This is a genomic window from Paraburkholderia sp. 22099 (assembly GCF_052045835.1).
Taxonomy (GTDB): domain Bacteria; phylum Pseudomonadota; class Gammaproteobacteria; order Burkholderiales; family Burkholderiaceae; genus Paraburkholderia; species Paraburkholderia terricola.
In genome coordinates this window covers 1-21,320 of record NZ_JBQEPU010000011.1, presented here as the reverse complement: position 1 = coordinate 21,320, position 21,320 = coordinate 1, and the positions used below count along the sequence as shown (strand labels likewise).

Here is a 21,320-nt window from a genome sequence, read left to right as displayed (position 1 = left end):
TCCTCGCCGACTTACTCGGCGATCCGCTGCCGGAACCACTCCGCCAGCGCAACTTCTTCGAGCGCCCCGGCGGCGACCATTTCCATCGTCTTTACCGCGTCGGCGGGGTCGAACTTCAGCCGATAGCCATTGTCGGCGAGGAAAAGCCGCCCAACCACCCAGGCTGTCCGCTTGTTGCCGTCCGCGAAGCCATGATTCCGCGCCAACCCGTAGACATAGGCCGCTGCCAGGGCAGCCGCATCGGCATCGGCATACACGTCCAGATTTTGCGGCCGTGCGAGCGCCGACTCCACCGCCCCTTTGTCGCGCACGCCATCGAGCCCGCCGTGCTCGGCAAGCTGGCGATCATGCACGGCATAAGTGAGATCCGCGCGCACCCAACGCCATGCTGTCATTTGGCCAGTGCTCGCAAAATATCGCGATCATCGTGCATGATCTCTTCGGCCAGTTTCATCTGGCGTTCAAAGTCCGGGTTGTATGGCGTGATCCGGTACCCGCCTTCGGGTGCCTCGGTCAGATAGACCGTATCGCCCTTCTGTACCTTGAGGCGTGCCATCGCCTCCTTGGTGAGAATGAAGCCAGCCGAAGCCCCCACCGTTGTGACCTTGAAAGTAAGCATGACGCCCTCCTCGCTATATAACTTTTATTATATAGCCGCAAATCTCCCAAGGAACAAGGCTGTCTCCGCTGACTGAAACACGCCGAAATAACAAACTGCAAAAACCGGCAACACCCGCACACGCATGGGCTGGCGGCGGCGCCTTGCCGCCCTCAACCCGTTCATGCATCCACCGTTCGAACGAGCAATAGCAACGGCGGGCGGCTCAGCGCCAGCCAGCCAAACGGCCTATACCGTCCGGCAGAGGCGACGTGGACGGGCGCGTGGCGTAAAATACGCGCTTTCCCGAAAATCTCGCCAACATGACGCTCGCCTCCACTCCAGAGATCATCGCCGAACTGAAAGCAGGCCGGATGGTGATCCTCGTCGACGAAGAAGACCGCGAAAACGAGGGCGACCTCGTGATCGCCGCCGAATTCGTCACGCCGGAAGCGATCAATTTCATGGCCCGCTACGGCCGCGGTCTGATCTGCCTGACGCTCACGCAGGAACGCTGCAAGCTGCTCAACCTGCCGCTCATGACCTACCGCAACGGCACGCAGTACGGCACGGCGTTCACGGTCAGCATCGAAGCGGCCGAAGGCGTGACCACCGGCATTTCGGCGGCCGACCGCGCCCGCACGATCGCCACGGCGGTCGCGCCGGACGCGAAAGCGGAGCACATCGTGCAGCCGGGCCACGTGTTTCCGATCATGGCTCAGCCGGGCGGCGTACTGGTGCGCGCCGGCCACACGGAAGCCGGCTGCGATTTCACGGCGCTCGCCGGCCTCACGCCGGCCGCGGTGATCTGCGAAGTCATCAAGGACGACGGCACGATGGCGCGCCTGCCGGATCTGCTGGAATTCGCCCGCGAGCACGGCCTGAAGATCGGCACGATCGCGGACCTGATCCACTATCGCAGCCGCACCGAGTCGATCGTCGAGCGGATTTGCGAGCGCACCATGCAAACCGCGCACGGCGCGTTTCGCGCGGTGATGTATCTCGACCAGCCGAGCGGCCAGCCGCATATCGCTCTCGTGCGCGGCACGCCGCAACCCGACCACGACACGCTGGTGCGGGTACACGAACCGCTGTCGGTGCTGGATCTGCTCGAAGTCGGCGAATCCACCCATTCGTGGACGCTGGACGCGGCGATGAAGGAAATCGCCCAACACGACCTCGGTGTGATCGTGCTGCTGAACTGCGGCGATTCGAAAGATCATCTGATCGACGTTTTCAAGGCGTTCGATTCGAAGGAAAAAGCGGAGGCGCTCAAACGCCGCCCGGTCGACTTCAAGACATACGGCATCGGCGCACAGATTCTGCGCGAACTCGGTGTCGGCAAGATGCAGGTGCTGTCGAACCCGCGCAAGCTGGGCAGCATGTCGGGCTACGGTCTCGAAGTCACGGGCTTCGTGCCGATGCCGGGCAGCACCTCGCAGGCCCCGCAGCAAGGCTGATCCGACCATTCACGCGCTTCGCGCTCACTCAAAACACTACGGAATTCACATGGAAATCGGACAATATCAACCGAATCTCGACGGCGACGGACTGCGCATCGGCATCGTCCAGGCGCGCTTTAACGAACCCGTTTGCAACGGCCTCGCTGACTCCTGCATCGAGGAACTCGAACGCCTCGGCGTGACCGGTGAAGACGTGCTGCTCGTCACCGTGCCGGGCGCGCTGGAAATTCCGCTCGCGCTGCAAAAGCTCGCCGAAAGCGCGCAATTCGACGCGCTGATCGCGCTCGGCGCGGTGATTCGCGGCGAGACCTACCACTTCGAACTGGTGTCGAACGAAAGCGGCGCGGGCATCACGCGTATCGGCCTCGACTTCGGCATTCCGGTCGCGAACGCGGTGCTGACCACCGAAAACGACGAGCAAGCCGTCGCCCGCATGACCGAGAAAGGTCGCGATGCGGCGCGCGTGGCCGTCGAAATGGCGAACCTCGCCGTCGCGCTCGAACAACTCGGCGGCGACGATGAGGAAGAAGACGAAGAAGAGGAACAGGCATGAAGAGCGCACGCCGACGCTCCCGCGAGTTGGCCACGCAGGGGCTCTATCAGTGGCTGCTGTCGGGCTCGCCCGGCGGTGAAATCGACGCGCAACTGCGCGGCGCGCAGGGCTACGACAAGGCCGACCACGAGCATCTGGACGCCATTCTGCACGGCGTGATCCGCGATTCGGAGGCGCTCTCCGCCGCTATCGCACCGTGCCTCGATCGCCCGCTCGAGCAGCTTTCGCCGGTCGAACGCGCGGTGCTGCTGGTCGCCGCCTTCGAACTGAAGAACCACCTGGACATTCCCTATCGCGTGGTCATCAACGAAGCGGTCGAGCTCGCCAAGACGTTCGGCGGCTCCGACGGCTACAAGTACGTGAACGGCGTGCTCGACAAGCTGTCGGCGCAACTGCGCGTCGCTGAAACACAGGCCGCCCGCAAGCATTGAAGTGTCGCGCGCATGGCCGTTTCGCGCGCCATGCGCCGTATTCGAGCAGGGCCGAGCCGCTGCAAGGACGCCGTCGAACGCATGAATCTAATGCACGAGACGCCGTCCCGCCCTTGCTTCTGAACTGGATTTGATCGTATGAACTCCGTGACCGAACCCTTGGTGCGGCTTGCTGCCCGCGTCGACGCCATCCAGCCTTTCTACGTGATGGAACTGGCGAAGGAAGCCGCGCTCCTTGAGCGCGACGGGCGCGACATCATTCACATGGGAATCGGCGAACCCGATTTCACGGCGCCTGAGCCGGTCATCGAGGCGGCTGCGAGCGCGTTGCGCCGCGGCGTCACGCAATACACCAGCGCGCTCGGCCTGCATGCGCTGCGCGAGGCGATTTCCGCGCATTACGCCGAGGCCCATGGCGTGAGCGTCGATCCGGCGCGGATCGTCGTCACCGCCGGTGCTTCGGCGGCATTGCTGCTGGCTTGCGCGGTACTGGTCGATCGCGACGACGAAGTGCTGATGCCCGACCCCTGCTATCCGTGCAACCGTCATTTCGTGATGGCCGCCGAAGGCAAACCGGTCATGGTGCCGAGCGGCCCAGCCGAGCGTTTCCAGTTGACCGCCGCGGACGTCGAGCGCCTGTGGAACGAGCGCACCCGTGGCGTGCTGCTGGCGTCGCCGTCGAACCCCACCGGCACGTCGATCGAACCGGCCGAACTGGAACGCATCGTCAAGGCGGTGCGGGCGCGCGGCGGCTTCACGATCGTCGACGAGATCTACCAGGGCCTGAGCTACGACGCGAAGCCCGTGTCGGCGCTCTCGTTCGGCGACGACGTGATCACCGTCAACAGTTTCTCGAAGTACTTCAACATGACCGGCTGGCGTCTGGGCTGGCTGGTGGTGCCGCCCGGCATGGTCGGCGCGTTCGAAAAGCTCGCGCAAAACCTGTTCATCTGCGCGTCCGCGCTCGCCCAGCATGCGGCGCTAGCGTGCTTCGAACCGGAAACGATCGCGATCTACGAAGCGCGGCGGCTCGAATTCAAGCGCCGCCGCGACTTCATTGCGCCGGCCCTGGAATCGCTCGGCTTCTCGGTGCCGGTGATGCCGGACGGCGCGTTCTACGTGTACGCCGATTGCCGCACGGTCGCGCATCCGGCGGCCGGCGACAGCGCGGCGCTCACCAAAGCGATGTTGCACGATGCGGGCGTGGCGCTGGTGCCGGGCATGGACTTCGGCACGCACGCGCCGAAGCGGTACATCCGGCTGTCGTACGCAACCGCCTATCCGAAACTGGAAGAAGCGGTCGACCGGTTGGCGAGGCTCTTCGGGTTACATTGACCGGAAAAAGCGGCACGCCGCGCGGGTCACGGCCGACAGGAGCCAGGGGCCGTATGAGTCATATGAGCCATCAGCCGCGGCCAGCCGAACCAAACGCCGTTCCCCAAACGCAAAAAGGACACCTCGTCGGGTGTCCTTTTTCGTAACCATCGCTGTCGCAATACGCGATCAGCGTAACGCCGTGAACCTCAGGCGCCCATCTCCGAAGCCGATGCCACATGCTTGGGCGCATTCGAGCTGGCGTCGTCCTGCTCGGAAACCGGCGTCTTCGGCGCTGCCGCGCTCAGCGGACGACTGCCTTCCATCGTCACCTGCACGCGCTTGCCGTTGTTCGTGCCAGCCGCGGCAGGCGCATTGTTCGAGGCGGTCAGGACCGGCGCCTGCGGGGCATTGACCGGCACCTTGCGGCCGCGTGCCACGTCGCGCAGACGGCCGCGCTCGGCCATCACCTTGGCGCCGTAACCGCCGTCGTCCTGCGAGGTCGAGCCGACGTACAGGCGCAAGCCGCCCGGCAGCGAACCGCCGCGCGCGATGCAGTCCTTCAGCACCAGCGCGCCCACCTTGATGTTCGCGACCGGTTCGAGCGCCGCGCTCTGCCCGCCGAAATACTGGAACTTGTCCGAATGCACCTTGGACATCACCTGCATCAGCCCTTGCGCGCCGACGCCGCTCTCAGCGTAGGGATTGAAGCCCGATTCGATCGCCATCACCGACAGCAGCAGGAGCGGGTCGAGACCGACTTCGCGGCCGGTGTCGAACGCGGCCTTCACGAGTTCGCTCACCGGCTCTTGCGCCACCCGATAGCGGCGCGCGAGGTACGACGCCACCAGATCCTGCTCGCGAGTCGAGATGAGCACGCGGTCGTCGCGTGCGTCGGCCGAGACGCGCTGCGACGGAATCAGCTCCGCCAGCGCGGCGACGCTGTGCATGGTGCGCGGGTCGAGCCCGTTGAGCGCCGCCACGCCCATGCCGGCCGAGCCCGTGCCGTCAAAGGCGCCGTCGTAGCCGGTATTGCTGGTGCTCACGATGGTGTTAGCGTTGCTCGCCCCGCCGATCGCGTCGGCAGCGCCCGAATTCGCGGACAACGAGTCGTCGGAAGCCGCGCTTCCAGCCGGTCCGAAGGCCGGCAGCGGATGGCCCTGCAGCAGACGTGCGGGACCGGCTTGCACAGCGGCGGAAATGACCGGCATCAGCTTGGCGGCCACGGTGCCGCGCCAGGCGGCCGGCATCAGCCACAGCGCGAGCGCCACCACGACGGCGATACCGCCGACGATGCTGAACAGGTGATGACTCATTCGGGTCCCGCGACGCAGCACACCGCGCACAACTTGCGCGATACGCTCATCGGGACGCCACGATAACCAGGCGTTCATTCAGATCTCCCATGTTGCATGATCCGCGAACTCCGCCAGTTCAACAGGCGGTAACACACATTCGCAGAGTCAAGACGTCGCGTGCTCTGTCTGGTTAGGCCAGCAGCGGCGTCGGGAAAACGGCACATACCGTTTGTGGGGAGCCATCCTGGAAAGAGCCCGCGGCATACCAAAAAGCAGGCGGGCGGCGGCTCCCACGCGAAAAACCAGCGTCAGTCGGACGCTGGCGAGGACTTCAACAAGGCCGTCAGATACCGTGCAGGGGGTCGGCAAAACGGTGACGCGTTGCGTCTGATGGGACCGGGGGCAGTGGTAAAAAGGTTCACGCCCTGCAACCAACGTGGACGGATTCTATTCAGCGTTTTATAGATCGTCAACACTATAGATAGGCAAAAGTATAACTAATTGTAATAATGAAAGGCGCTCACGCCACTCAAAACCGCGCGCCAAGCCCTTCTCGAGCTATCTCGATTCTCTCGTTCGAACCTGGCCGTTTGGCCGATCCACGTGCGTCAGCCAACACAGGTAAAATCGACAATCGTTTTGGTGCCGCAAATGCTTGCCGCGCCCTCCTTTTTCGCCGCTTGCGCGGCTCTGAACCGCAACAGATGAAATACAAAGACCTGCGCGATTTCGTCGGCCGCCTGGAACGGATCGGTGAACTCCGCCGTATCTCGCAAAACGTCTCCCCCGTCCTGGAAATGACCGAGATATGCGATCGCGTGCTGCGCGCCGGGGGCCCGGCCGTGCTGTTCGAGAGCAGGCAGCGGCATGCGTTTCCCGTGCTCGGCAACCTGTTCGGCACCCCGCGCCGCGTCGCGCTCGGCATGGGCATCGACACGCAAGCCGGTGAAGGCGACGGCGCCGCACTCGAATCGCTGCGCGACGTCGGCCGTCTGCTGTCCGCATTGAAGGAACCGGAGCCGCCGAAAGGGTTCAGGGATGCCGGCAAGCTGTTCTCGCTCGCGAAGGCGGTTTGGGACATGGCGCCCAAAACGGTGAGCGCGCCGCCCTGCCAGGAAATCGTCTGGGAAGGCGACGATGTCGACCTGGAAAAACTGCCGATTCAGACCTGCTGGCCGGGCGATGCCGGCCCGCTGATCACATGGGGTCTTACCGTCACAAAAGGCCCGAATAAGAGCCGACAAAATCTAGGCATATACCGCCAGCAACTGATCGGCCGTAACAAACTCATCATGCGCTGGCTTGCGCACCGCGGCGGCGCGCTCGATTTCCGCGAGTTCGCATTGCGCAATCCTGGCAAGCCCTATCCGGTGGCCGTGGTGTTGGGCGCCGATCCGGCGACCATCCTCGGCGCGGTCACGCCGGTGCCGGACACGCTGTCCGAATACCAGTTCGCCGGGCTGCTGCGCGGCGGGCGCACCGAACTCGCGAAGTGCATCACGCCAGGCGTCGACGGCCTGCAGGTCCCGGCGCGCGCGGAGATCGTGCTCGAAGGCTTCATTCATCCGCAGGAAGGCACGCCCTCGGCCGCTCCCGCAGGTGCTCCGCCGCGTCCGGCCAAGGGCGCGTCGGCCGGCTATGAACATGCGCTGGAAGGTCCATACGGCGACCACACCGGCTACTACAACGAACAGGAGTGGTTTCCCGTCTTCACGGTCGAGCGCATCACCATGCGGCGCGACGCGATCTACCACTCCACCTACACCGGCAAACCGCCCGATGAACCGGCCGTGCTCGGCGTCGCGCTCAACGAAGTGTTCGTGCCGCTGCTGCAGAAGCAATTCACCGAGATCACCGACTTCTACCTGCCGCCCGAAGGTTGCAGCTACCGGATGGCGATCGTGCAGATGAAAAAGAGCTATCCCGGCCACGCCAAGCGCGTGATGTTCGGCGTGTGGAGCTTCCTGCGGCAATTCATGTATACGAAATTCATCGTCGTGGTCGACGAGGACGTGAACATCCGCGACTGGAAGGAGGTGATCTGGGCGATCACCACGCGCGTCGACCCGTCGCGCGACACGGTGCTGGTCGACCGCACGCCGATCGACTACCTGGATTTCGCCTCGCCCGTGGCCGGGCTCGGCTCGAAGATGGGACTCGACGCAACGAACAAATGGCCCGGCGAAACCGACCGTGAATGGGGCCGCCCGATCGTGATGGACGACGCGGTCAAGCAGCGCATCGACACGCTGTGGAACGAGTTGGGCCTGTAGGGCGATCGGTACAACAAGACTGAATAACGAAGCTGACGGAGCCGTTGCGCGGATGCATGCCTTTTCAATGATGTCGGACGGTTTTTTCCTGTCCTTGTCGCTGTGCCTGGATATCGGTCTCGTGAACGTCGCCATGATTTCGCTGACGCTGTCGCACGGCTTCAAGCCGGGCTTCTGGCTGGGCCTCGGTTCCTGCATCGGCGATCTGATTTACGCGGCGCTCGCGCTCGCGGGCATGGCCGCGTTGTTGCAGTTCGAGTCGGTGCGCTGGGTGGTGTGGATCGGCGGCGCGGCGATCCTGCTTTTTCTGACGTGGAAGATGGCGCGCGAGGCGATGTTCCCGGCCTCGGCCCCGCCCGTGGCCGGCGAGGCGGATGCCGATGCGCCGCATCTGTCAGCGTGGCGCGGTTTTCTGCGCGGCGTGTTGCTGGCGATGTCGTCGCCCTCGGCGATTCTGTGGTTCGCGGCGGTGGGCGGCGCATTGATCGCGAAAGCCGGCGCCACGAGCGCGACGACCGCGCCGGTGTTTTTAGGCGGCTTCTTTCTCGGCGGTCTGTGCTGGACGGTCTTTATCTGCGGACTCGGCAGCCACGGGCGCAAACGCGCCGGCACCGGTTTGCTGCGCGCCTGCCATGTGCTGTCGGCGCTGCTGTTCGCGTACTTCTCGTATAGCGTGATCGTCAACGGGTATCGCGATCTGATCGTGCAGACCGCGCACGCGGCAAGCTCATAAAGACGGTTCGCAGCCGAGGCTGACGAGCCGTCTTCGCTTTAGATGCAGCAAGCGTGGCAGCGGAAGCCTGCTCACGAACGAGGCTCAGGCGAGAAACTGCGCGAGCTTCTCGAGATCGACGTTGCCGCCGCTCACCACCACGCCCACGCGTTTGCCCTTCACCGGCACGACGCCGTTCAGCACCGCGGCTGCGGCGAGGCAGCCCGTCGGCTCGACCACCATCTTCATGCGCTGCGCGAAAAAACGCAGGGTCTCGATCAACTGCGCGTCGCTGACCGTTTCGATTCGCGCGACCCGTTTGCGGATGATCGCAAACGTGTAATCGCCCAGATGCGTGGAAGCGGCGCCGTCGGCGATCGTGCGCGGCGCGTCGATATGCACGATCTCACCGCGCGCGAGCGATTGCTGACCGTCGTTGCCTGCCTCGGGCTCGACGCCGATCACCGTGCACGCCGGACTCAGCGCCGCCGCCGACAACGCGCTGCCGCCGATCAGCCCGCCCCCGCCGAGGCAAACGAACAACATGTCGAGCGGGCCGGTTTCATCGATCAGCTCTTTCACCGCCGTGCCCTGCCCTGCGATCACATGCGGATGGTCGTATGGCGGGATCAGCGTCATGCCGCGCTCTTCGGCGAGCCGCCGGCCGATCTCCTCGCGATTCTCGGTATAGCGGTCGTAGGTGATCACCTCGCCGCCATAGCCTCGCGTCGCCGCCACCTTGGCCGCGGGTGCGTCGTGCGGCATCACGATCGTCGCCTTGATGCCCGCGAGGCGCGCCGACAGCGCGATCGCCTGCGCATGATTGCCCGATGAATACGTCAGCACGCCGGCCTTGCGTTGCTCCGCATCGAAATGCGAAATGGCGTTGTAGGCGCCGCGAAACTTGAACGCGCCCATGCGCTGAAAGTTTTCACATTTGAAGAACACCGACGCCCCGGTGCGCTCGTTGAACGTGCTCGAAGTCAAAACGGGGGTGCGGTGAGCGACGCCCTCAAGACGCGCTGCGGCGTCGAGTACGTCGTCGAAGGTGGGAGCGGGAAGCGCTTGCATCGGCGAAACTCTCCAGAGCGGTGGCGAAGCCGCCATTCTCCCAGCTTCCACAATGCTTTGGAACGTGAACCGCGCGATGATCTTTTACCTGGGCCGGCAGCGCGAAACACCGCGAGCGCGGACTCAAGGCTTCATCGCTGCAACAACTCAAAAGGCCCGCATAAAAACAAACGGCGTAACCCGGCGGTCAAGCCGGCGTTACGCCGTTAGTACATTCCGTTGTTGCCGCGATCAATGACGATAGTAGCCGCGACCGTGCCCGTAATAACCACCATAACCACCACGATAGTAGCCACGGCCATAGTAAGGACGACCGTAGCCGTAGTACCCGCCACCCACCACCACCGCAGGGGGCGGGCCGTAGACCACAGGCGGCGCATACACCACCGGCGGGGGCGGCGCGTAATAGACAGGCGGCGGTGCGGCATAGACCGGGTACGCCGGCGCGATCGGCACCCCGATGCCGATACCGACGGAAACATGCGCCTGCGCGGCGCCGACAAGCCCCGCGCCGAGCGCGGCGGCAACGACAAACGGAACGATCTTTTTCACTTCTATTCTCCTGGCGCGGCCCACTGTGGTCGCCGACTTCGCATGCCTTGCATGCTACAAAATCAATGTATCGAAAAAGATCGCATAGCGCTGTTTGCATTTGTTGCAAATTGCAATTCGCGGCAAGGAGCGGCTCCGGCGGCCTGCGTTGCCTGCAACGGGCGGGCCGCGCGGTGAGTTGCCCACCAAGGGATTGCATGTCTTCTTAACGCGCGCCGGTCAATAGCTTTTCCACCGCGCCGCCCCGGCCGACCGGCAACCGGTAATCTTTGATTACAAATTAGATTCAATTTGACGCCCAAAACCCAAAATGCCCGACGCAATCGCGCCGGGCATTCCCTGGCTGTCGAGACGGCGCTATTTCAACCGACTTTCACATAGACGAATTCGCGGGACACGCTGGGTGGAACATACGCGCCGCTGATCCGCACGCGCGGCGTAAGACGCTTTTTCTGCTCCCACCAACGGCGGCGCTGCGCATGTGTCAGGAACCGCAAGTGTTTTCGGTAAGAAAAAATGCTCATGGTGACCTCCCGAATCTGACTGCGAGACAAATACCCGGAACAACAACTGCGAAACCGGTTCATGGTCCAATCTCATGGTCCACTTTAAGCAGTTTGCGAGCCCACCGGGTGCGCGCCGCCCGATGAGCGCTCAGCCACGCCATATCGGGCGCGAACTGATCAGAGGAAAGCCGGCACGGCCATGCCGCAGGGCGGACGGATGCGCGATACTGCGGCATTCCCTTCAAACGTCCCAGTCTGGAGCAGGCACCTATGTCCCAGTCTTCTTTGCCGCGTCTCGGCTTTATCGGTGCGGGCCGCCTCGCGCATTGTCTCGCGCTCGGTTTTTCACGCGCCGGCTATCCGGTCACCGCGGTGGCGAGCCGCACGGCGGCTTCGGCCAGCCGCCTCGCCAGTCAAATCGGGCAGTGCGCGGCGTTCGACGATCCCCAACAGGTGGTCGACGCCGCGGACATCGTCTTTTTAGCCGTTCCCGACGACAGCATCGGTACGTCAGCGCACACACTGCGGTTCAGGCCGCACGGCCAGGCGCTCGTACATTGCAGCGGCGCATCGCCGGTCGAACTGCTGACGCCGGCGCGCGATCAGGGCGCGGCGGTCGGGGGCTTTCATCCACTGTACCTGTTTGGCGGCGATCTCGCCGACCTCGACCGGATCGCCGGCTGCTCGGTCACGATCGAGGCCGACGAGCCGTTGAAGGGCTCGCTGACGGCGCTCGCCGTCGCGCTGGGCTGCCATCCGCTGTCCATTCCGGCGGGCGGCCGCATGCTGTATCACGCCGCCGCGCACTATGCCGCGAGTTTTGCGCTGTGCAGCCTCGCCGAATGCGTCGCGCTGTGGCGCACGCTGGGCTTTGCCGAAGACGACGCGCTGCGCGCGCTGCTGCCGATGCTCGCCGGCACCATTGAAACCGCACGCGACAAGGGTTTGCCCAACGCGCTCGCGGGCCCGGTGTCACGCGGCGACACGGGCGTCGTGCGCAAACAGCTCGCGCTGCTCGAAGGCTTCGGCGGCGACCATGCGGCGCTGTACGGCTTGCTGTCGCGGCGCGCGGTCGAACTCGCCCGACGCCGCGCCGCACCGCCCGCCGCGATCGAAGCGATCGCCGAGGCCGTGGAGGAATCGCTCACCCGCTCCCTAAATGCGGCTGCGGCAGGTGCAAGCGTCAAGTAAGCCGTGATAATGTGACGTCCGGCGCCGCGCGCAATCCGCCAGCGACGCGCTTAGGGGCCGGCTTAGCGACCAAGTTAGGGACCGGGTTAAGGGCAGGTTAAGGACCACGCTCAGGGACCAGGCTTCGGCATCAACAGACGAGAACCAACAATGATCAAGGTCAGCATCCTTTATCCGTACCGGGAAAACGGCCATTTCGACGTGAACTATTACTGCGTCACGCACATGCCGCTTGCGGCGAAACTGTTTGGGCGGTCGCTGAAGGGCTGGTCGGTCGACGTCGGCATCAACGCGGGGCCGCCGGGCACGCCGCCGCCGTATGTCGCGGCAGGCCACTTTCTGTTCGACAGCGCGGATGATTTCTACAAGGCGTTCAAGCCCGCTTCCGAGCAACTGGTCGCGGACATCCCCAATTACACCGATGCTGGCAACGGCACGATCCTGATCAGCGAGATCAAGGTTTCGGCTTGATGTCGAGCGGCTTGGGTCGGGTCGCGACGCGCTGGTTCGACGTTGAACACGACTCGCGAGGCGCTGAATCGGAGCGCCGCGCGATTGCTTGAGAAAGATGCTTGACGCGCCGCTCCCGCGAGAGAGCGCTTGAACCCAAATGAAACCGCCGGCGCGTCGATGGACAGCGCCGGCACCCCGCGGCCGGTGGACGGCCGCTATTCGAAGGATAAGGACACGAGATGTTTGGCGATATCGCCCGCTTTTTACTCAATACCATCTTCACGCTGTTCGGCGCCGCCTTGCTGCTGCGCGCATGGCTGCAAGTCGTGCGCATGCCGCCCTACAACCCGGTCACGAATGCCGTGCTGCAAGCCACCAACTGGATCGTGCTGCCGCTGCGGCGCATTCTGCACAGCACGCGCAACGTCGACTGGGCGAGTATCGTCGCGGCTCTGCTTGCGGCGATCGTCTATGTGGTGCTGATGGTGGTGCTCACCGGCGCCGATCCGCTCACGCTCGCGCCGACGCTGCTGATCGTCGCCGTGCTGACGCTCGTCAAGTGGGCGCTGAATCTGATCATCTGGTTGACGATCCTGATGGCGTTGCTGTCATGGCTCAATCCGCGCTCGCCGGCCATGCCGATCCTGTATCAACTGACCGCGCCGTTTCTGAATCCGCTGCGCCGCGTGATGCCGCAACTCGGCGGCATCGACCTCTCGCCGATCCTGCTGTTCGTGATCGTGCAGGTGCTGCTGATGGTGGTAACGCGCGCGGCCGTTCAGTTGACTTACTTCGTGATCTGAAGGCGCTCGCTGCGCCAGTGAAAGCGGGCGGCGGCGCGATTTGCGCTAACCGCCTGTTCCCGAGTAAAATAATGCGCTCTGCGGGCGTCGTATAATGGTAATACCCTAGCTTCCCAAGCTAGAGCCGTGGGTTCGATTCCCATCGCCCGCTCCAGATACTTTCCATCCCGCCTGGTGACGAACCAGATAGAAACCAGGCGGCCACGCGAAAGAATCTGCATGTCCCGCATGTCGCATCCTCTTGCGCTTGTCACTCAAAAACAATCAGCGTTTTTCACGCATCTCAAACCCACTGATTCGCTTGCCATAACCGGCGAGCAAACGCGGCATTGCGATAGCGGCCGAGAACATAGCGAATGCCGCCGCGGCATTCTTCCACCGCATTCCCAAACGATTTTTCTCCCTCGGGATTCAACGCATATTGCGCCGGCAATAACTGATAAAGCCCGCGTGCCGAAGACCTCGGATTGCGCGATCCCACTTACGGATGGCCATGACGGTGACCAAAACGTCATCATGCCGGCGATGCCGAACGCAGCCGCAAGCGCCCTCGTCTGGACGCCGCCTTTTGGGTTGTGCTACCTTACGCGCACTTGCAACGCCCGCTCCACCTTCCTGCTAAGCCTCGAGCCTCTAGCGGAATCCAGCACGAGCCGCCTCGATGAAGGCGGCTTTTTTGTAGTGGCGGCGCGAAGTCCTCACCTTGTAGCAGTCTCGACAATGATCCACGATCCAAACGACGCCGGCTTGCCCGACGAACTCACGACGCCCGCGAGCGAAACCGATGGCCAATCCGCCGGCGACACGCTGCAACAGGAAGCCCCGCACCGGCGCCGTATCCGCAGCTTTGTCACGCGCGCCGGCCGCGTCTCGACCGGCCAGCGCCGCGCGATGGATGAATTCGGTCCGCGTTTCGTGGTGCCCTTCGCCCCGCAGCAACCCGACTGGAACAGCGTGTTCGGCCGTGAAGCACCGCGTGTGCTGGAAATCGGCTTCGGAATGGGCGCGACCACCGCGGAAATCGCCTCGCACCGTCCCGACGACGACTTCCTCGGCGTCGAGGTGCATGAGCCAGGCGTCGGCGCGTTGCTCAAGCTGATGGGCGAGCAGCAGTTGTCGAACATCCGCATCATTCAGCACGACGCGGTCGAAGTGCTCGAACAGATGATCGCGCCGGACAGCCTCGACGGCGCGCATATCTTCTTTCCCGATCCGTGGCACAAGGCGCGTCATCACAAGCGCCGGCTGATCCAGCCGAAATTCGTCGCCTTGCTGGTTTCGCGCCTGAAGCCTGGCGCGTATCTGCATTGCGCGACCGACTGGCAAAACTACGCCGAACAGATGCTGGAAGTGCTAAGCGCGGAGCCCGCGCTCGAGAACACCGCCGACGGCTACGCGCCGCGCCCCGAGTATCGTCCCGTGACGAAGTTCGAACGCCGCGGGCTGCGGCTCGGACACGGCGTCTGGGATCTGGTGTTCCGCAAACGCGGCGCGCTCTGATCGCTGATCGCGCCTCGCAAGCTGCAACGAAAAAGGTCCGCAAACGCGGACCTTTTTTCATGGCACTCATGGCACTCATGGCAACGGGGTCAAGACAAACTCAACTGGTCCAGCTCAACGCGCCGCTATAGCCGACCAGCAGGATCAACAGCCCGAAGCCGATCCGATACCACGCGAAAGCGGTGAAATCGTGCGCGGCGACATAGCGCAACAGCCAGCGCACGCAGGCGAACGCGCTGATGAAGGCCGCCACGAAACCGATCGCCAAGGTGCCGAGCACATCCGCGGACAGCAGTTGCCAGCCTTTGTGGAGCTCGTAACCGGTCGCGCCGAACATGATCGGAATCGCGAGGAAGAACGAGAACTCCGTGGCGACCCGCCGGTCGAGCCCAAACAGCATTCCGCCGATGATCGTCGAGCCCGAGCGCGAAGTGCCTGGAATCAGCGCGAAACATTGAGCCAGGCCCACTTTCAGCGCATCCAGCGCGGTCAGATCGTCCACGCTCTGCACGCGCGCCGCCCTCTCGCCTTGCGCGCGCTGGCGTGCTTCGGCCCACAGGATCACCACCCCGCCCGCCACCAGCGCGAACGCGACCGGCACCGGCGAAAACAGCGCGGCCTTGATGGACTTTTCCAACAGCAAACCAAGCACGATTGCCGGAATCGTCGCGATGATCACGTTCAGCGTGAAGCGGCGCGCATCGGGTCGGCTCGGCAAGCCGACCACCACACTGACGATGCGGCGGCGGAACTCCCAGCACACGGCGAGAATCGCGCCGAGCTGGATCACGACATCGAAGGTTTTCGCGTGTTCATCGGTGAAATTGAGCAGACTGCCCGCGACGATCAAGTGGCCGGTGCTCGATACCGGCAAGAACTCCGTCAACCCTTCGACGACGCCCAGAATCAGCGCCTTGCAAGCCAATAGCCAGTCCATCCGTGCCCCTCATCGCTGTATGTAGATAGTTGGAACAAGGGCCGCACGATGACGCTGCGGCCCTGACGACCGCGCGCTTGCGTCATTTCTCGACGATTTGCACACGTATGCCGTTTGTAAGGATGGTGATTGTACCGGGTTCGTAATTCACACCGGCGAATTGCAGCTGTTCGGGCTTGAAAGTGTAGATCGGATAATTGGTCAGCAACTGTGTGGCGAGCAGTCCCGCCGCGGCGTTGATCTGCTGCGTGTAGGCCTGCGCCTGTCCGGTCACGCTGACGTTGTCGACGTTCGGCGACTTCAGCACGACCGACTTGCTGGCGGCGTCGTAGGCGAGTTCGCTGGAAAGCGTGAAGACGCCGTCGACCGGCTGCGGCATGAACGGACTCGCGAAGCGCGCGTCGAGCTTCACCGAGACGCGGTTCGCATCCGGCAGAAGGCCGACCACCGGATGCGTCAGCACGACATCGAACACTTGCGACACCGTGCGCTGATACGGAAACTTGCGCTGCACCGCGTCTTGCACCTGCTGCTGCGAAAACGTGTAGTGCGACGGGATGAACGGAAAGATCGATGCGGCGCAGGCTGCCAGCGACACAGTGATGCCAAGCGCGCCGCAGCCTGTCAGCGCTGCGAGCAGGAAGCGGCGCCGGGTCGGCGCAGCGGATCGGGTCATGCGAAATCTCCTTGGGGAAGCTTTTTCTGACATCGGTTGCGGCGCGCCGTTCGCGCTATCGGCGTGCCGACGCTTGCGCTTGCGGCTGAGTTTGCGTTTCGAGCCGGGTTAGCCACGCGAGTGCTTCGTCGCGGTTCGCGCCACACATTTCGGTCTGCGGTTGCAGGCCCGAACAGCAGGCCGGCCGCTCCGGCTGCCCGAAGATCGCGCAGCGCAAATCGTCACCGAGTTGCACGCAGCGCACGCCCGCCGGCTTGCCGTTCGGCATGCCCGGAATCGGACTCGAAATCGACGGCGCGATACAGCACGCGCCGCAATCGGGTCGGCAGGCGTGACCCGCCACATGGAACGGGGATTCGCGCTTCGCAACGGTGTTTGGCACATCTTTCACGGCATTTTTCCTGACACTCGACAACACGCAATGCATAAGCAGAACCGCATTGTGCCATCGCATTCCGTGCGGGCTTTTGCATAATTGCGTGCGTATGGCATCCGCTTCACCGATACGTTCGAGCCTGAACGGGAACGCTTGCGTGAAGGCTTCGCGCGAACCCAAAGCGGCCGGCTTGCCCGTCGCCGGATTTTCGGCCATAATCTGCGTCTTCGCCGCGCGCCATGTTCCAGCGCGTGCGCTGCAAGATCTGCCCAGGTGGTGAAATTGGTAGACGCAGGGGACTCAAAATCCCCCGCCGCAAGGCGTGCCGGTTCGATTCCGGCCCTGGGCACCAAACAAAATCCAAGCGTTAGCATCCCCGCTACCCTTCAGTACCCAATCCCGCGAAATCCCTCCATTCGCGGAAAAATTCCCCAAGCTTGTCACACCGCCACACGTCGATGCTCAACGCGTTCTTTGGCAATCGCAATCAGCTTCCAATCGAGCGTTCGAAACCGCAAGAAGTCTCACCGCGGGTTTAACTCTAGAAACTTTATTCCCGCCGCGCCGATAACGCGGACAGGAACCGTTTGCCAGTCAGTCCGCCGGCAAATCGGCCGCGCTGGTTTCGAGTGCCGCATTGCGTGGCGCCGCGGCGCGAACTTCACCAACCTCGATGAAGAAGGCGCAGATGCGAAAGCTCCGTTTTACGCAGAAGTTATGGCTGCCGCTGCTGATCAGTCTCGTTGCGTTGCTGGCGGTATCGGTATTCGCCGCCTGGCAATCGCGCGAGACCCGCATCGAGGAGCGTAAGCACGATCTCATGAACGTCGGGCAGGTCGGCGTGAGTATCGTCAAGGAATATGCGGCGCTGGCGCAAGGCGGAGCGATGTCCGAAGCGGACGCGCAAAAACAGGCGCTCGCCCGGCTGCGCGAGATCCGCTATGGCGAGGACGGCTATTTCCTCGTGATCAACTCGAAGCCGCGGATGGTCATGCACCCCATCAAGCCGGCGCTCGAAGGCCGCGACCTCGCCGCAACGGCCGATGCCGACGGCCGTCACCATTACGTGAGCTTCGCCTCGGTGGCGCAGGCGCCCGAAGGCGGCTTCGTGGATTACGTGTTTCCGCACCCGAACGTGACGCCGGTGAAGGCGGTCGCCAAGATCGGCTACGTGCTGCGCTACGCGCCGTGGGACTGGATCATCGCGACGGGCGCCTACGTCGACGACATCGACGCCGCTTTCATGCGCTCGCTGTGGATGCTGGGCGCGATCTTCGTCGGGATCTCCCTGCTGCTGGTGGCGCTCGTCACCGTGACGAACCGCAGCATCCTCCGCACGATCGGCGGCGATCCGGCCTACGCGGCGGAGGTCGCCGAGGCGATCGCGTCCGGCGACCTGACCGTTGCGATCGCCACGCGCAGCGGCGACACGTCGAGCCTGCTGCACGTGATGCAGCGCATGCGCGACGCGCTCACCGGCACGATCCGCCAGATCAAGCGCGCCTCCGACAACGTCGCGTGCGGCGCGAACGAAATCGCGAACGGCAACGCGGACCTGTCGGCGCGCACGGAGAACCAGGCGGCGTCGTTGCAGGAAACGGCTTCGAGCATGGAACAGATGACCGCGATGGTCCGGCAGACCGCGGAGCACGCGCGCACCGCCAGCGATCTCGCGGCCAATGCGGCGCACATCGCCAACCGGGGCGGCGACATGATCACCGAGGCCGTCGGCGCGATGAAGGACATTTCGAGCGAATCGGGGCGCATGGTCGAGATCATCGCGACGATCGAAGGCATCGCATTCCAGACCAATATCCTCGCGCTCAACGCGGCCGTCGAGGCGGCGCGCGCGGGCGAGCAGGGCCGTGGATTCGCGGTCGTCGCGAGCGAGGTGCGCAGTCTCGCGCAACGCAGCGCGACCGCGGCGAAGGAAATCCGCGAGCTGATCAGCCATGCGGTGGAACGCGTCGGCAGCGGCGCGACGCTGGTCGAAAGCACCGGCTCGACGATCGACGACGCGCGAGACGCGATCCTGCGCGTGACCGGCGTTGTGCAGGAGATCGCGGCGGCGGCGGCCGAGCAGAGCGCGGGCATCGATCAGGTCAATCTCGCGGTCACGCAGATGGACAGCATGACCCATGCAGAACGCGGCGCTCGTCGAAGAAGCGGCGGCCGCGGCGCAGTCGCTGAAGGAGCAGGCGCTGCATCTGCAGCACACGGCCGCGGCCTTCCGGCTCGACACGCGCGACGTCGGCGAGGAAGCCGGGAGCGAACCCCAGGCAGCGCCGCGCCGCGCGCGCGAGCCGGCGTTCGCGTGAGCGCCGGCTGCGCGTCGCGCCGGTCGTTCGCGGATCGGCTCCGTTCCACGCGGAGGCGGCAAGCCATCGTGCAAATTCAAAGCGGCGCGCCCTCCGAATCCGCTATGTCAGCGCGCAAATAAAAACCGCTCCCGCAGCCGTTTCAGCGGCATGCGTGGAGCGGCTCTGAATCGCGCGACGCCTGCGCCGACGTCACAGCGCAATACTCGCCGCCCCCACCGCCGCGAGCTTTATCGCTCGGCCATTCGCGCGCCGACAAGCATCGCCGCGCGCCGGCGCTTGAACACATAGCCGCCCCACATCACGACCAGCCACGCGGGCACGAGCCACACCGCGGCCGACAGGCCCGGCGTCATCGCCAGAATCACGAGGATCATCGCCATGAAGGCGAGGCAGATCCAGTTGCTGACCGGAAACCAGAACGACTTGAAGACGAGCGTCTCGCCCGCCGCCATCATCGCCTTGCGCGACTTCAGATGCGTCAGGCTGATCAACGCCCAGTTCAGCACCAGTGCGGCCACCACCAGCGCCATCAGCAGGCCGAGCGCTTCGGCGGGAATCAGATAGTTGAGGATCACGCAGGTGAACGTGGCGAGCGCCGACAAACCGATCGCCATATACGGCACGCCGCGCCGGTCGACCTTCATGAGCACACGCGGCGCGTTGCCCTGCTCCGCGAGACCGTAGAGCATGCGGCTATTCGCATACACGCCGCTGTTGTACACGGACAGCGCCGCCGTCAACACGACGACGTTGAGGACGTTCGCGGTCAGTGTCGAGCCGATCTGCGAGAAGATCATGACGAACGGGCTGCCGCCGGCCGCGACCTGGTTCCACGGATATAGCGAGAGCAGCACTGTCAGCGAGCAGATGTAGAAAATCAGAATCCGGTAGATCACCTGATTCACGGCCTTCGGAATGCTCTTCTGCGGATCGGCGGCTTCGGCCGCCGTGATGCCGATCAGTTCGAGCCCGCCGAACGAGAACATGATGACGGCCAGCATCATGAAGAGGCCTTGAAACCCGTGCGGGAAAAAGCCGCCGTGGCTCCAGAGATTGGCGAGCGAGGCTTGCGGGCCGCCGCGTCCGCTGATGAGCAGATAGCCGCCGAACGCGATCATGCCGATCACCGCCACGACCTTGACGATCGAAAACCAGAACTCGGTTTCGCCGTAGGCTTTGACGTTGGCGAGATTGATCGCGTTGATCAGCGCGAAGCACACCAGCGCCGACACCCACGTCGGCACACCGGGCCACCAGTAATGGACGTAGGTGCCGACCGCGGTCAGCTCGGCCATGCTCACGAGCACGTACAGCACCCAGTAGTTCCAGCCGGACAGAAAGCCGGGAAAGTCGCCCCAGTACTTGTACGCGAAGTGGCTGAACGAACCGGCAACCGGTTCTTGCGCGACCATCTCGCCCAACTGCCGCATGATCATGAAGGCGATGACGCCGCCGATCGCATAGCCGAGAATCATCGACGGGCCGGCTGCCTGAAGCACGCTGGCCGAGCCGAGAAACAGGCCGGTGCCGATCGCGCCACCCAGCGCGATCAACTGGATGTGGCGATTCTTGAGCCCGCGCTTCAGGCCGTCTTGCGGTTGTGCACTATTCAAATTGCGCCCCAGTGTATGGATTTCGATCACCCGGACAGACTCGTGGTCCGTCCCGGCAGAACCAAAAATTTTACCGTGACCGAAAGGGCCTAAATACTGGGAGCAACCCGCGCCCGGTTCCGCACCTTACTGACGTGCAACGATATTGATTGACACCGCGAGCCGCTTCGGTATGTTGCGCTAGTCGAGGTTTCAGCCTTCGGAGATTCAACATGTCGCCCAAACGCCTGCTCCGCGCCGCTGCTTTGTGTCTGTGTTTCGCTGGGGCGGGTGCGCTCGCGCAGAGCACGGCGCCTGCGGCGTCACTCATCATGGCACCCGAGGCCAGGCCGGCCAGCGAGCCGGGCACGCCAGTTCCGGATCAAGCGGCGCCCACCGCAGCATCTGCACCGGCGGCGACCGACGCGCCAACCGCGCCGCCCGCCACGCCTTTCGCCACAGTCCCAACGCCGCCCGCCGCGCCGATGACCGGCCCCGTGCGCAATGTGGTGCTGGTGCACGGCGCTTTCGTCGACGGCTCGAGCTGGAACGGCGTCGTCGCGAAACTGCAGCAGAAGGGTTACTGATGGGTGCATCAAATATTGCCTTATGTTCTCAGGCGGCGTAACGAACATGCTTTTCCTTGAACAGATTGCGAATCACGTGAGGTTCCTTCTGCCGGCGATGCAGATGCCGACGG

19 protein-coding genes, 2 tRNA genes and 2 pseudogenes are annotated in these 21,320 nt (G+C 63.9%); 14 read left to right on the top strand and 9 right to left on the bottom strand.

The annotated features are described in order from the left end of the window. Nucleotides 1–11 precede the first annotated feature (11 nt). Nucleotides 12–395, bottom strand: coding sequence for a type II toxin-antitoxin system death-on-curing family toxin (locus ACTJLC_RS12710; RefSeq protein ID WP_073427076.1), 384 nt, complete (start codon nucleotides 393–395; stop codon nucleotides 12–14). Further along, complete coding sequence (locus ACTJLC_RS12705; RefSeq protein ID WP_009889671.1) at nucleotides 392–619, bottom strand: transcriptional regulator; 228 nt, start codon at nucleotides 617–619, stop codon at nucleotides 392–394. Before ACTJLC_RS12705 ends, ACTJLC_RS12710 begins: the two co-directional genes overlap by 4 nt. Nucleotides 620–921: 302 nt before the next feature. Here ACTJLC_RS12705 and ribBA point away from each other — a divergent pair, with 302 nt between their 5' ends. From ribBA to ACTJLC_RS12685, 4 genes are all read left to right on the top strand, one after another. After that, the gene (gene ribBA / locus ACTJLC_RS12700; protein WP_114163079.1) at nucleotides 922–2,058 is read left to right on the top strand and encodes a bifunctional 3,4-dihydroxy-2-butanone-4-phosphate synthase/GTP cyclohydrolase II; all 1,137 of its coding nucleotides are present in this window, start codon (nucleotides 922–924) and stop codon (nucleotides 2,056–2,058) included. Nucleotides 2,059–2,107: 49 nt separating this feature from the next. Then, nucleotides 2,108–2,614, top strand: coding sequence for a 6,7-dimethyl-8-ribityllumazine synthase (gene ribH, locus ACTJLC_RS12695; RefSeq protein ID WP_073427074.1), 507 nt, complete (start codon nucleotides 2,108–2,110; stop codon nucleotides 2,612–2,614). Further along, the gene (gene nusB / locus ACTJLC_RS12690) at nucleotides 2,611–3,045 is read left to right on the top strand and encodes a transcription antitermination factor NusB (protein WP_073427073.1); all 435 of its coding nucleotides are present in this window, start codon (nucleotides 2,611–2,613) and stop codon (nucleotides 3,043–3,045) included. Before ribH ends, nusB begins: the two co-directional genes overlap by 4 nt. Nucleotides 3,046–3,183: 138 nt before the next feature. Next, entirely contained in the window at nucleotides 3,184–4,380 is a 1,197-nt protein-coding gene (locus ACTJLC_RS12685; RefSeq protein ID WP_310130100.1) for a pyridoxal phosphate-dependent aminotransferase, read from the top strand. A 188-nt stretch (nucleotides 4,381–4,568) separates the two neighbouring features. Here ACTJLC_RS12685 and ACTJLC_RS12680 read toward each other — a convergent pair whose 3' ends face one another. Beyond that, complete coding sequence (locus tag ACTJLC_RS12680; RefSeq protein ID WP_310130098.1) at nucleotides 4,569–5,753, bottom strand: lytic transglycosylase domain-containing protein; 1,185 nt, start codon at nucleotides 5,751–5,753, stop codon at nucleotides 4,569–4,571. Nucleotides 5,754–6,361: 608 nt separating this feature from the next. Between ACTJLC_RS12680 and ACTJLC_RS12675 the strand changes: the two genes are divergently transcribed. Both ACTJLC_RS12675 and ACTJLC_RS12670 read left to right on the top strand, forming a co-directional pair. Continuing rightward, complete coding sequence (locus ACTJLC_RS12675) at nucleotides 6,362–7,930, top strand: UbiD family decarboxylase (RefSeq protein ID WP_310130095.1); 1,569 nt, start codon at nucleotides 6,362–6,364, stop codon at nucleotides 7,928–7,930. A gap of 52 nt (nucleotides 7,931–7,982) precedes the next feature. Further along, on the top strand, nucleotides 7,983–8,663 hold the full coding sequence (locus ACTJLC_RS12670; protein ID WP_073427069.1) for a LysE family translocator: 681 nt from the start codon (nucleotides 7,983–7,985) through the stop codon (nucleotides 8,661–8,663). An 84-nt stretch (nucleotides 8,664–8,747) separates the two neighbouring features. Here ACTJLC_RS12670 and ACTJLC_RS12665 read toward each other — a convergent pair whose 3' ends face one another. Both ACTJLC_RS12665 and ACTJLC_RS12660 read right to left on the bottom strand, forming a co-directional pair. Then, nucleotides 8,748–9,713: a threo-3-hydroxy-L-aspartate ammonia-lyase gene (locus ACTJLC_RS12665; RefSeq protein WP_310130092.1), complete on the bottom strand. Its 966-nt coding sequence runs from the start codon at nucleotides 9,711–9,713 to the stop codon at nucleotides 8,748–8,750. Nucleotides 9,714–9,944: 231 nt separating this feature from the next. Continuing rightward, complete coding sequence (locus ACTJLC_RS12660; RefSeq protein WP_073427067.1) at nucleotides 9,945–10,265, bottom strand: hypothetical protein; 321 nt, start codon at nucleotides 10,263–10,265, stop codon at nucleotides 9,945–9,947. Between the two features lie 776 nt (nucleotides 10,266–11,041). Here ACTJLC_RS12660 and ACTJLC_RS12655 point away from each other — a divergent pair. From ACTJLC_RS12655 to trmB, 5 genes are all read left to right on the top strand, one after another. Beyond that, nucleotides 11,042–11,962 (top strand): Rossmann-like and DUF2520 domain-containing protein, encoded by a 921-nt coding sequence (locus tag ACTJLC_RS12655; RefSeq protein WP_310130089.1) that lies wholly within the window; start codon nucleotides 11,042–11,044, stop codon nucleotides 11,960–11,962. 150 nt (nucleotides 11,963–12,112) lie between these two features. Next, nucleotides 12,113–12,433 (top strand): EthD family reductase, encoded by a 321-nt coding sequence (locus tag ACTJLC_RS12650; protein WP_073427065.1) that lies wholly within the window; start codon nucleotides 12,113–12,115, stop codon nucleotides 12,431–12,433. Between the two features lie 221 nt (nucleotides 12,434–12,654). Further along, nucleotides 12,655–13,218, top strand: a complete 564-nt coding sequence (locus ACTJLC_RS12645; protein WP_073427064.1) for a YggT family protein — start codon at nucleotides 12,655–12,657, stop codon at nucleotides 13,216–13,218. A gap of 80 nt (nucleotides 13,219–13,298) precedes the next feature. Continuing rightward, a tRNA-Gly gene (locus ACTJLC_RS12640) sits at nucleotides 13,299–13,372 on the top strand. A gap of 566 nt (nucleotides 13,373–13,938) precedes the next feature. Then, nucleotides 13,939–14,718 (top strand): tRNA (guanosine(46)-N7)-methyltransferase TrmB, encoded by a 780-nt coding sequence (trmB, locus tag ACTJLC_RS12635; protein ID WP_310121380.1) that lies wholly within the window; start codon nucleotides 13,939–13,941, stop codon nucleotides 14,716–14,718. Nucleotides 14,719–14,818: 100 nt separating this feature from the next. Here trmB and ACTJLC_RS12630 read toward each other — a convergent pair whose 3' ends face one another. The 3 genes from ACTJLC_RS12630 to ACTJLC_RS12620 all read right to left on the bottom strand — a co-directional run bounded on the left by ACTJLC_RS12630 (nucleotide 14,819) and on the right by ACTJLC_RS12620 (nucleotide 16,722). Further along, nucleotides 14,819–15,655: an undecaprenyl-diphosphate phosphatase gene (locus tag ACTJLC_RS12630; protein WP_073427062.1), complete on the bottom strand. Its 837-nt coding sequence runs from the start codon at nucleotides 15,653–15,655 to the stop codon at nucleotides 14,819–14,821. A gap of 82 nt (nucleotides 15,656–15,737) precedes the next feature. Beyond that, complete coding sequence (locus ACTJLC_RS12625) at nucleotides 15,738–16,331, bottom strand: DUF1439 domain-containing protein (protein WP_073427061.1); 594 nt, start codon at nucleotides 16,329–16,331, stop codon at nucleotides 15,738–15,740. Nucleotides 16,332–16,386: 55 nt separating this feature from the next. After that, a complete protein-coding gene (locus tag ACTJLC_RS12620) occupies nucleotides 16,387–16,722 on the bottom strand; it encodes a YkgJ family cysteine cluster protein (protein ID WP_083084201.1) in 336 nt (111 codons plus the stop codon). Between the two features lie 252 nt (nucleotides 16,723–16,974). Here ACTJLC_RS12620 and ACTJLC_RS12615 point away from each other — a divergent pair. Then, a tRNA-Leu gene (locus ACTJLC_RS12615) sits at nucleotides 16,975–17,059 on the top strand. 336 nt (nucleotides 17,060–17,395) lie between these two features. After that, a pseudogene (locus ACTJLC_RS12610) lies at nucleotides 17,396–19,025 on the top strand (methyl-accepting chemotaxis protein). Nucleotides 19,026–19,255: 230 nt separating this feature from the next. Here the strand turns inward: ACTJLC_RS12610 and ACTJLC_RS12605 are convergent. Further along, the gene (locus tag ACTJLC_RS12605; protein WP_310130081.1) at nucleotides 19,256–20,641 is read right to left on the bottom strand and encodes an amino acid permease; all 1,386 of its coding nucleotides are present in this window, start codon (nucleotides 20,639–20,641) and stop codon (nucleotides 19,256–19,258) included. 212 nt (nucleotides 20,642–20,853) lie between these two features. On the opposite strand from ACTJLC_RS12605, the pseudogene ACTJLC_RS12600 reads away from it, so the two are divergent. After that, nucleotides 20,854–21,204: pseudogene (locus ACTJLC_RS12600) on the top strand (alpha/beta hydrolase); the annotation flags it as partial. Nucleotides 21,205–21,320: the final 116 nt, after the last annotated feature.

Coding starts and splice junctions, on each gene's coding strand:
- ACTJLC_RS12710 (WP_073427076.1), bottom strand. CDS start 395: ATGACAGCATGGCGTTGGGTGCGCGCGGATCTCACTTATGCCGTGCAT.
- ACTJLC_RS12705 (WP_009889671.1), bottom strand. CDS start 619: ATGCTTACTTTCAAGGTCACAACGGTGGGGGCTTCGGCTGGCTTCATT.
- ribBA (WP_114163079.1), top strand. CDS start 922: ATGACGCTCGCCTCCACTCCAGAGATCATCGCCGAACTGAAAGCAGGC.
- ribH (WP_073427074.1), top strand. CDS start 2,108: ATGGAAATCGGACAATATCAACCGAATCTCGACGGCGACGGACTGCGC.
- nusB (WP_073427073.1), top strand. CDS start 2,611: ATGAAGAGCGCACGCCGACGCTCCCGCGAGTTGGCCACGCAGGGGCTC.
- ACTJLC_RS12685 (WP_310130100.1), top strand. CDS start 3,184: ATGAACTCCGTGACCGAACCCTTGGTGCGGCTTGCTGCCCGCGTCGAC.
- ACTJLC_RS12680 (WP_310130098.1), bottom strand. CDS start 5,753: ATGAACGCCTGGTTATCGTGGCGTCCCGATGAGCGTATCGCGCAAGTT.
- ACTJLC_RS12675 (WP_310130095.1), top strand. CDS start 6,362: ATGAAATACAAAGACCTGCGCGATTTCGTCGGCCGCCTGGAACGGATC.
- ACTJLC_RS12670 (WP_073427069.1), top strand. CDS start 7,983: ATGCATGCCTTTTCAATGATGTCGGACGGTTTTTTCCTGTCCTTGTCG.
- ACTJLC_RS12665 (WP_310130092.1), bottom strand. CDS start 9,713: ATGCAAGCGCTTCCCGCTCCCACCTTCGACGACGTACTCGACGCCGCA.
- ACTJLC_RS12655 (WP_310130089.1), top strand. CDS start 11,042: ATGTCCCAGTCTTCTTTGCCGCGTCTCGGCTTTATCGGTGCGGGCCGC.
- ACTJLC_RS12650 (WP_073427065.1), top strand. CDS start 12,113: ATGATCAAGGTCAGCATCCTTTATCCGTACCGGGAAAACGGCCATTTC.
- ACTJLC_RS12645 (WP_073427064.1), top strand. CDS start 12,655: ATGTTTGGCGATATCGCCCGCTTTTTACTCAATACCATCTTCACGCTG.
- trmB (WP_310121380.1), top strand. CDS start 13,939: ATGATCCACGATCCAAACGACGCCGGCTTGCCCGACGAACTCACGACG.
- ACTJLC_RS12630 (WP_073427062.1), bottom strand. CDS start 15,655: ATGGACTGGCTATTGGCTTGCAAGGCGCTGATTCTGGGCGTCGTCGAA.
- ACTJLC_RS12625 (WP_073427061.1), bottom strand. CDS start 16,331: ATGACCCGATCCGCTGCGCCGACCCGGCGCCGCTTCCTGCTCGCAGCG.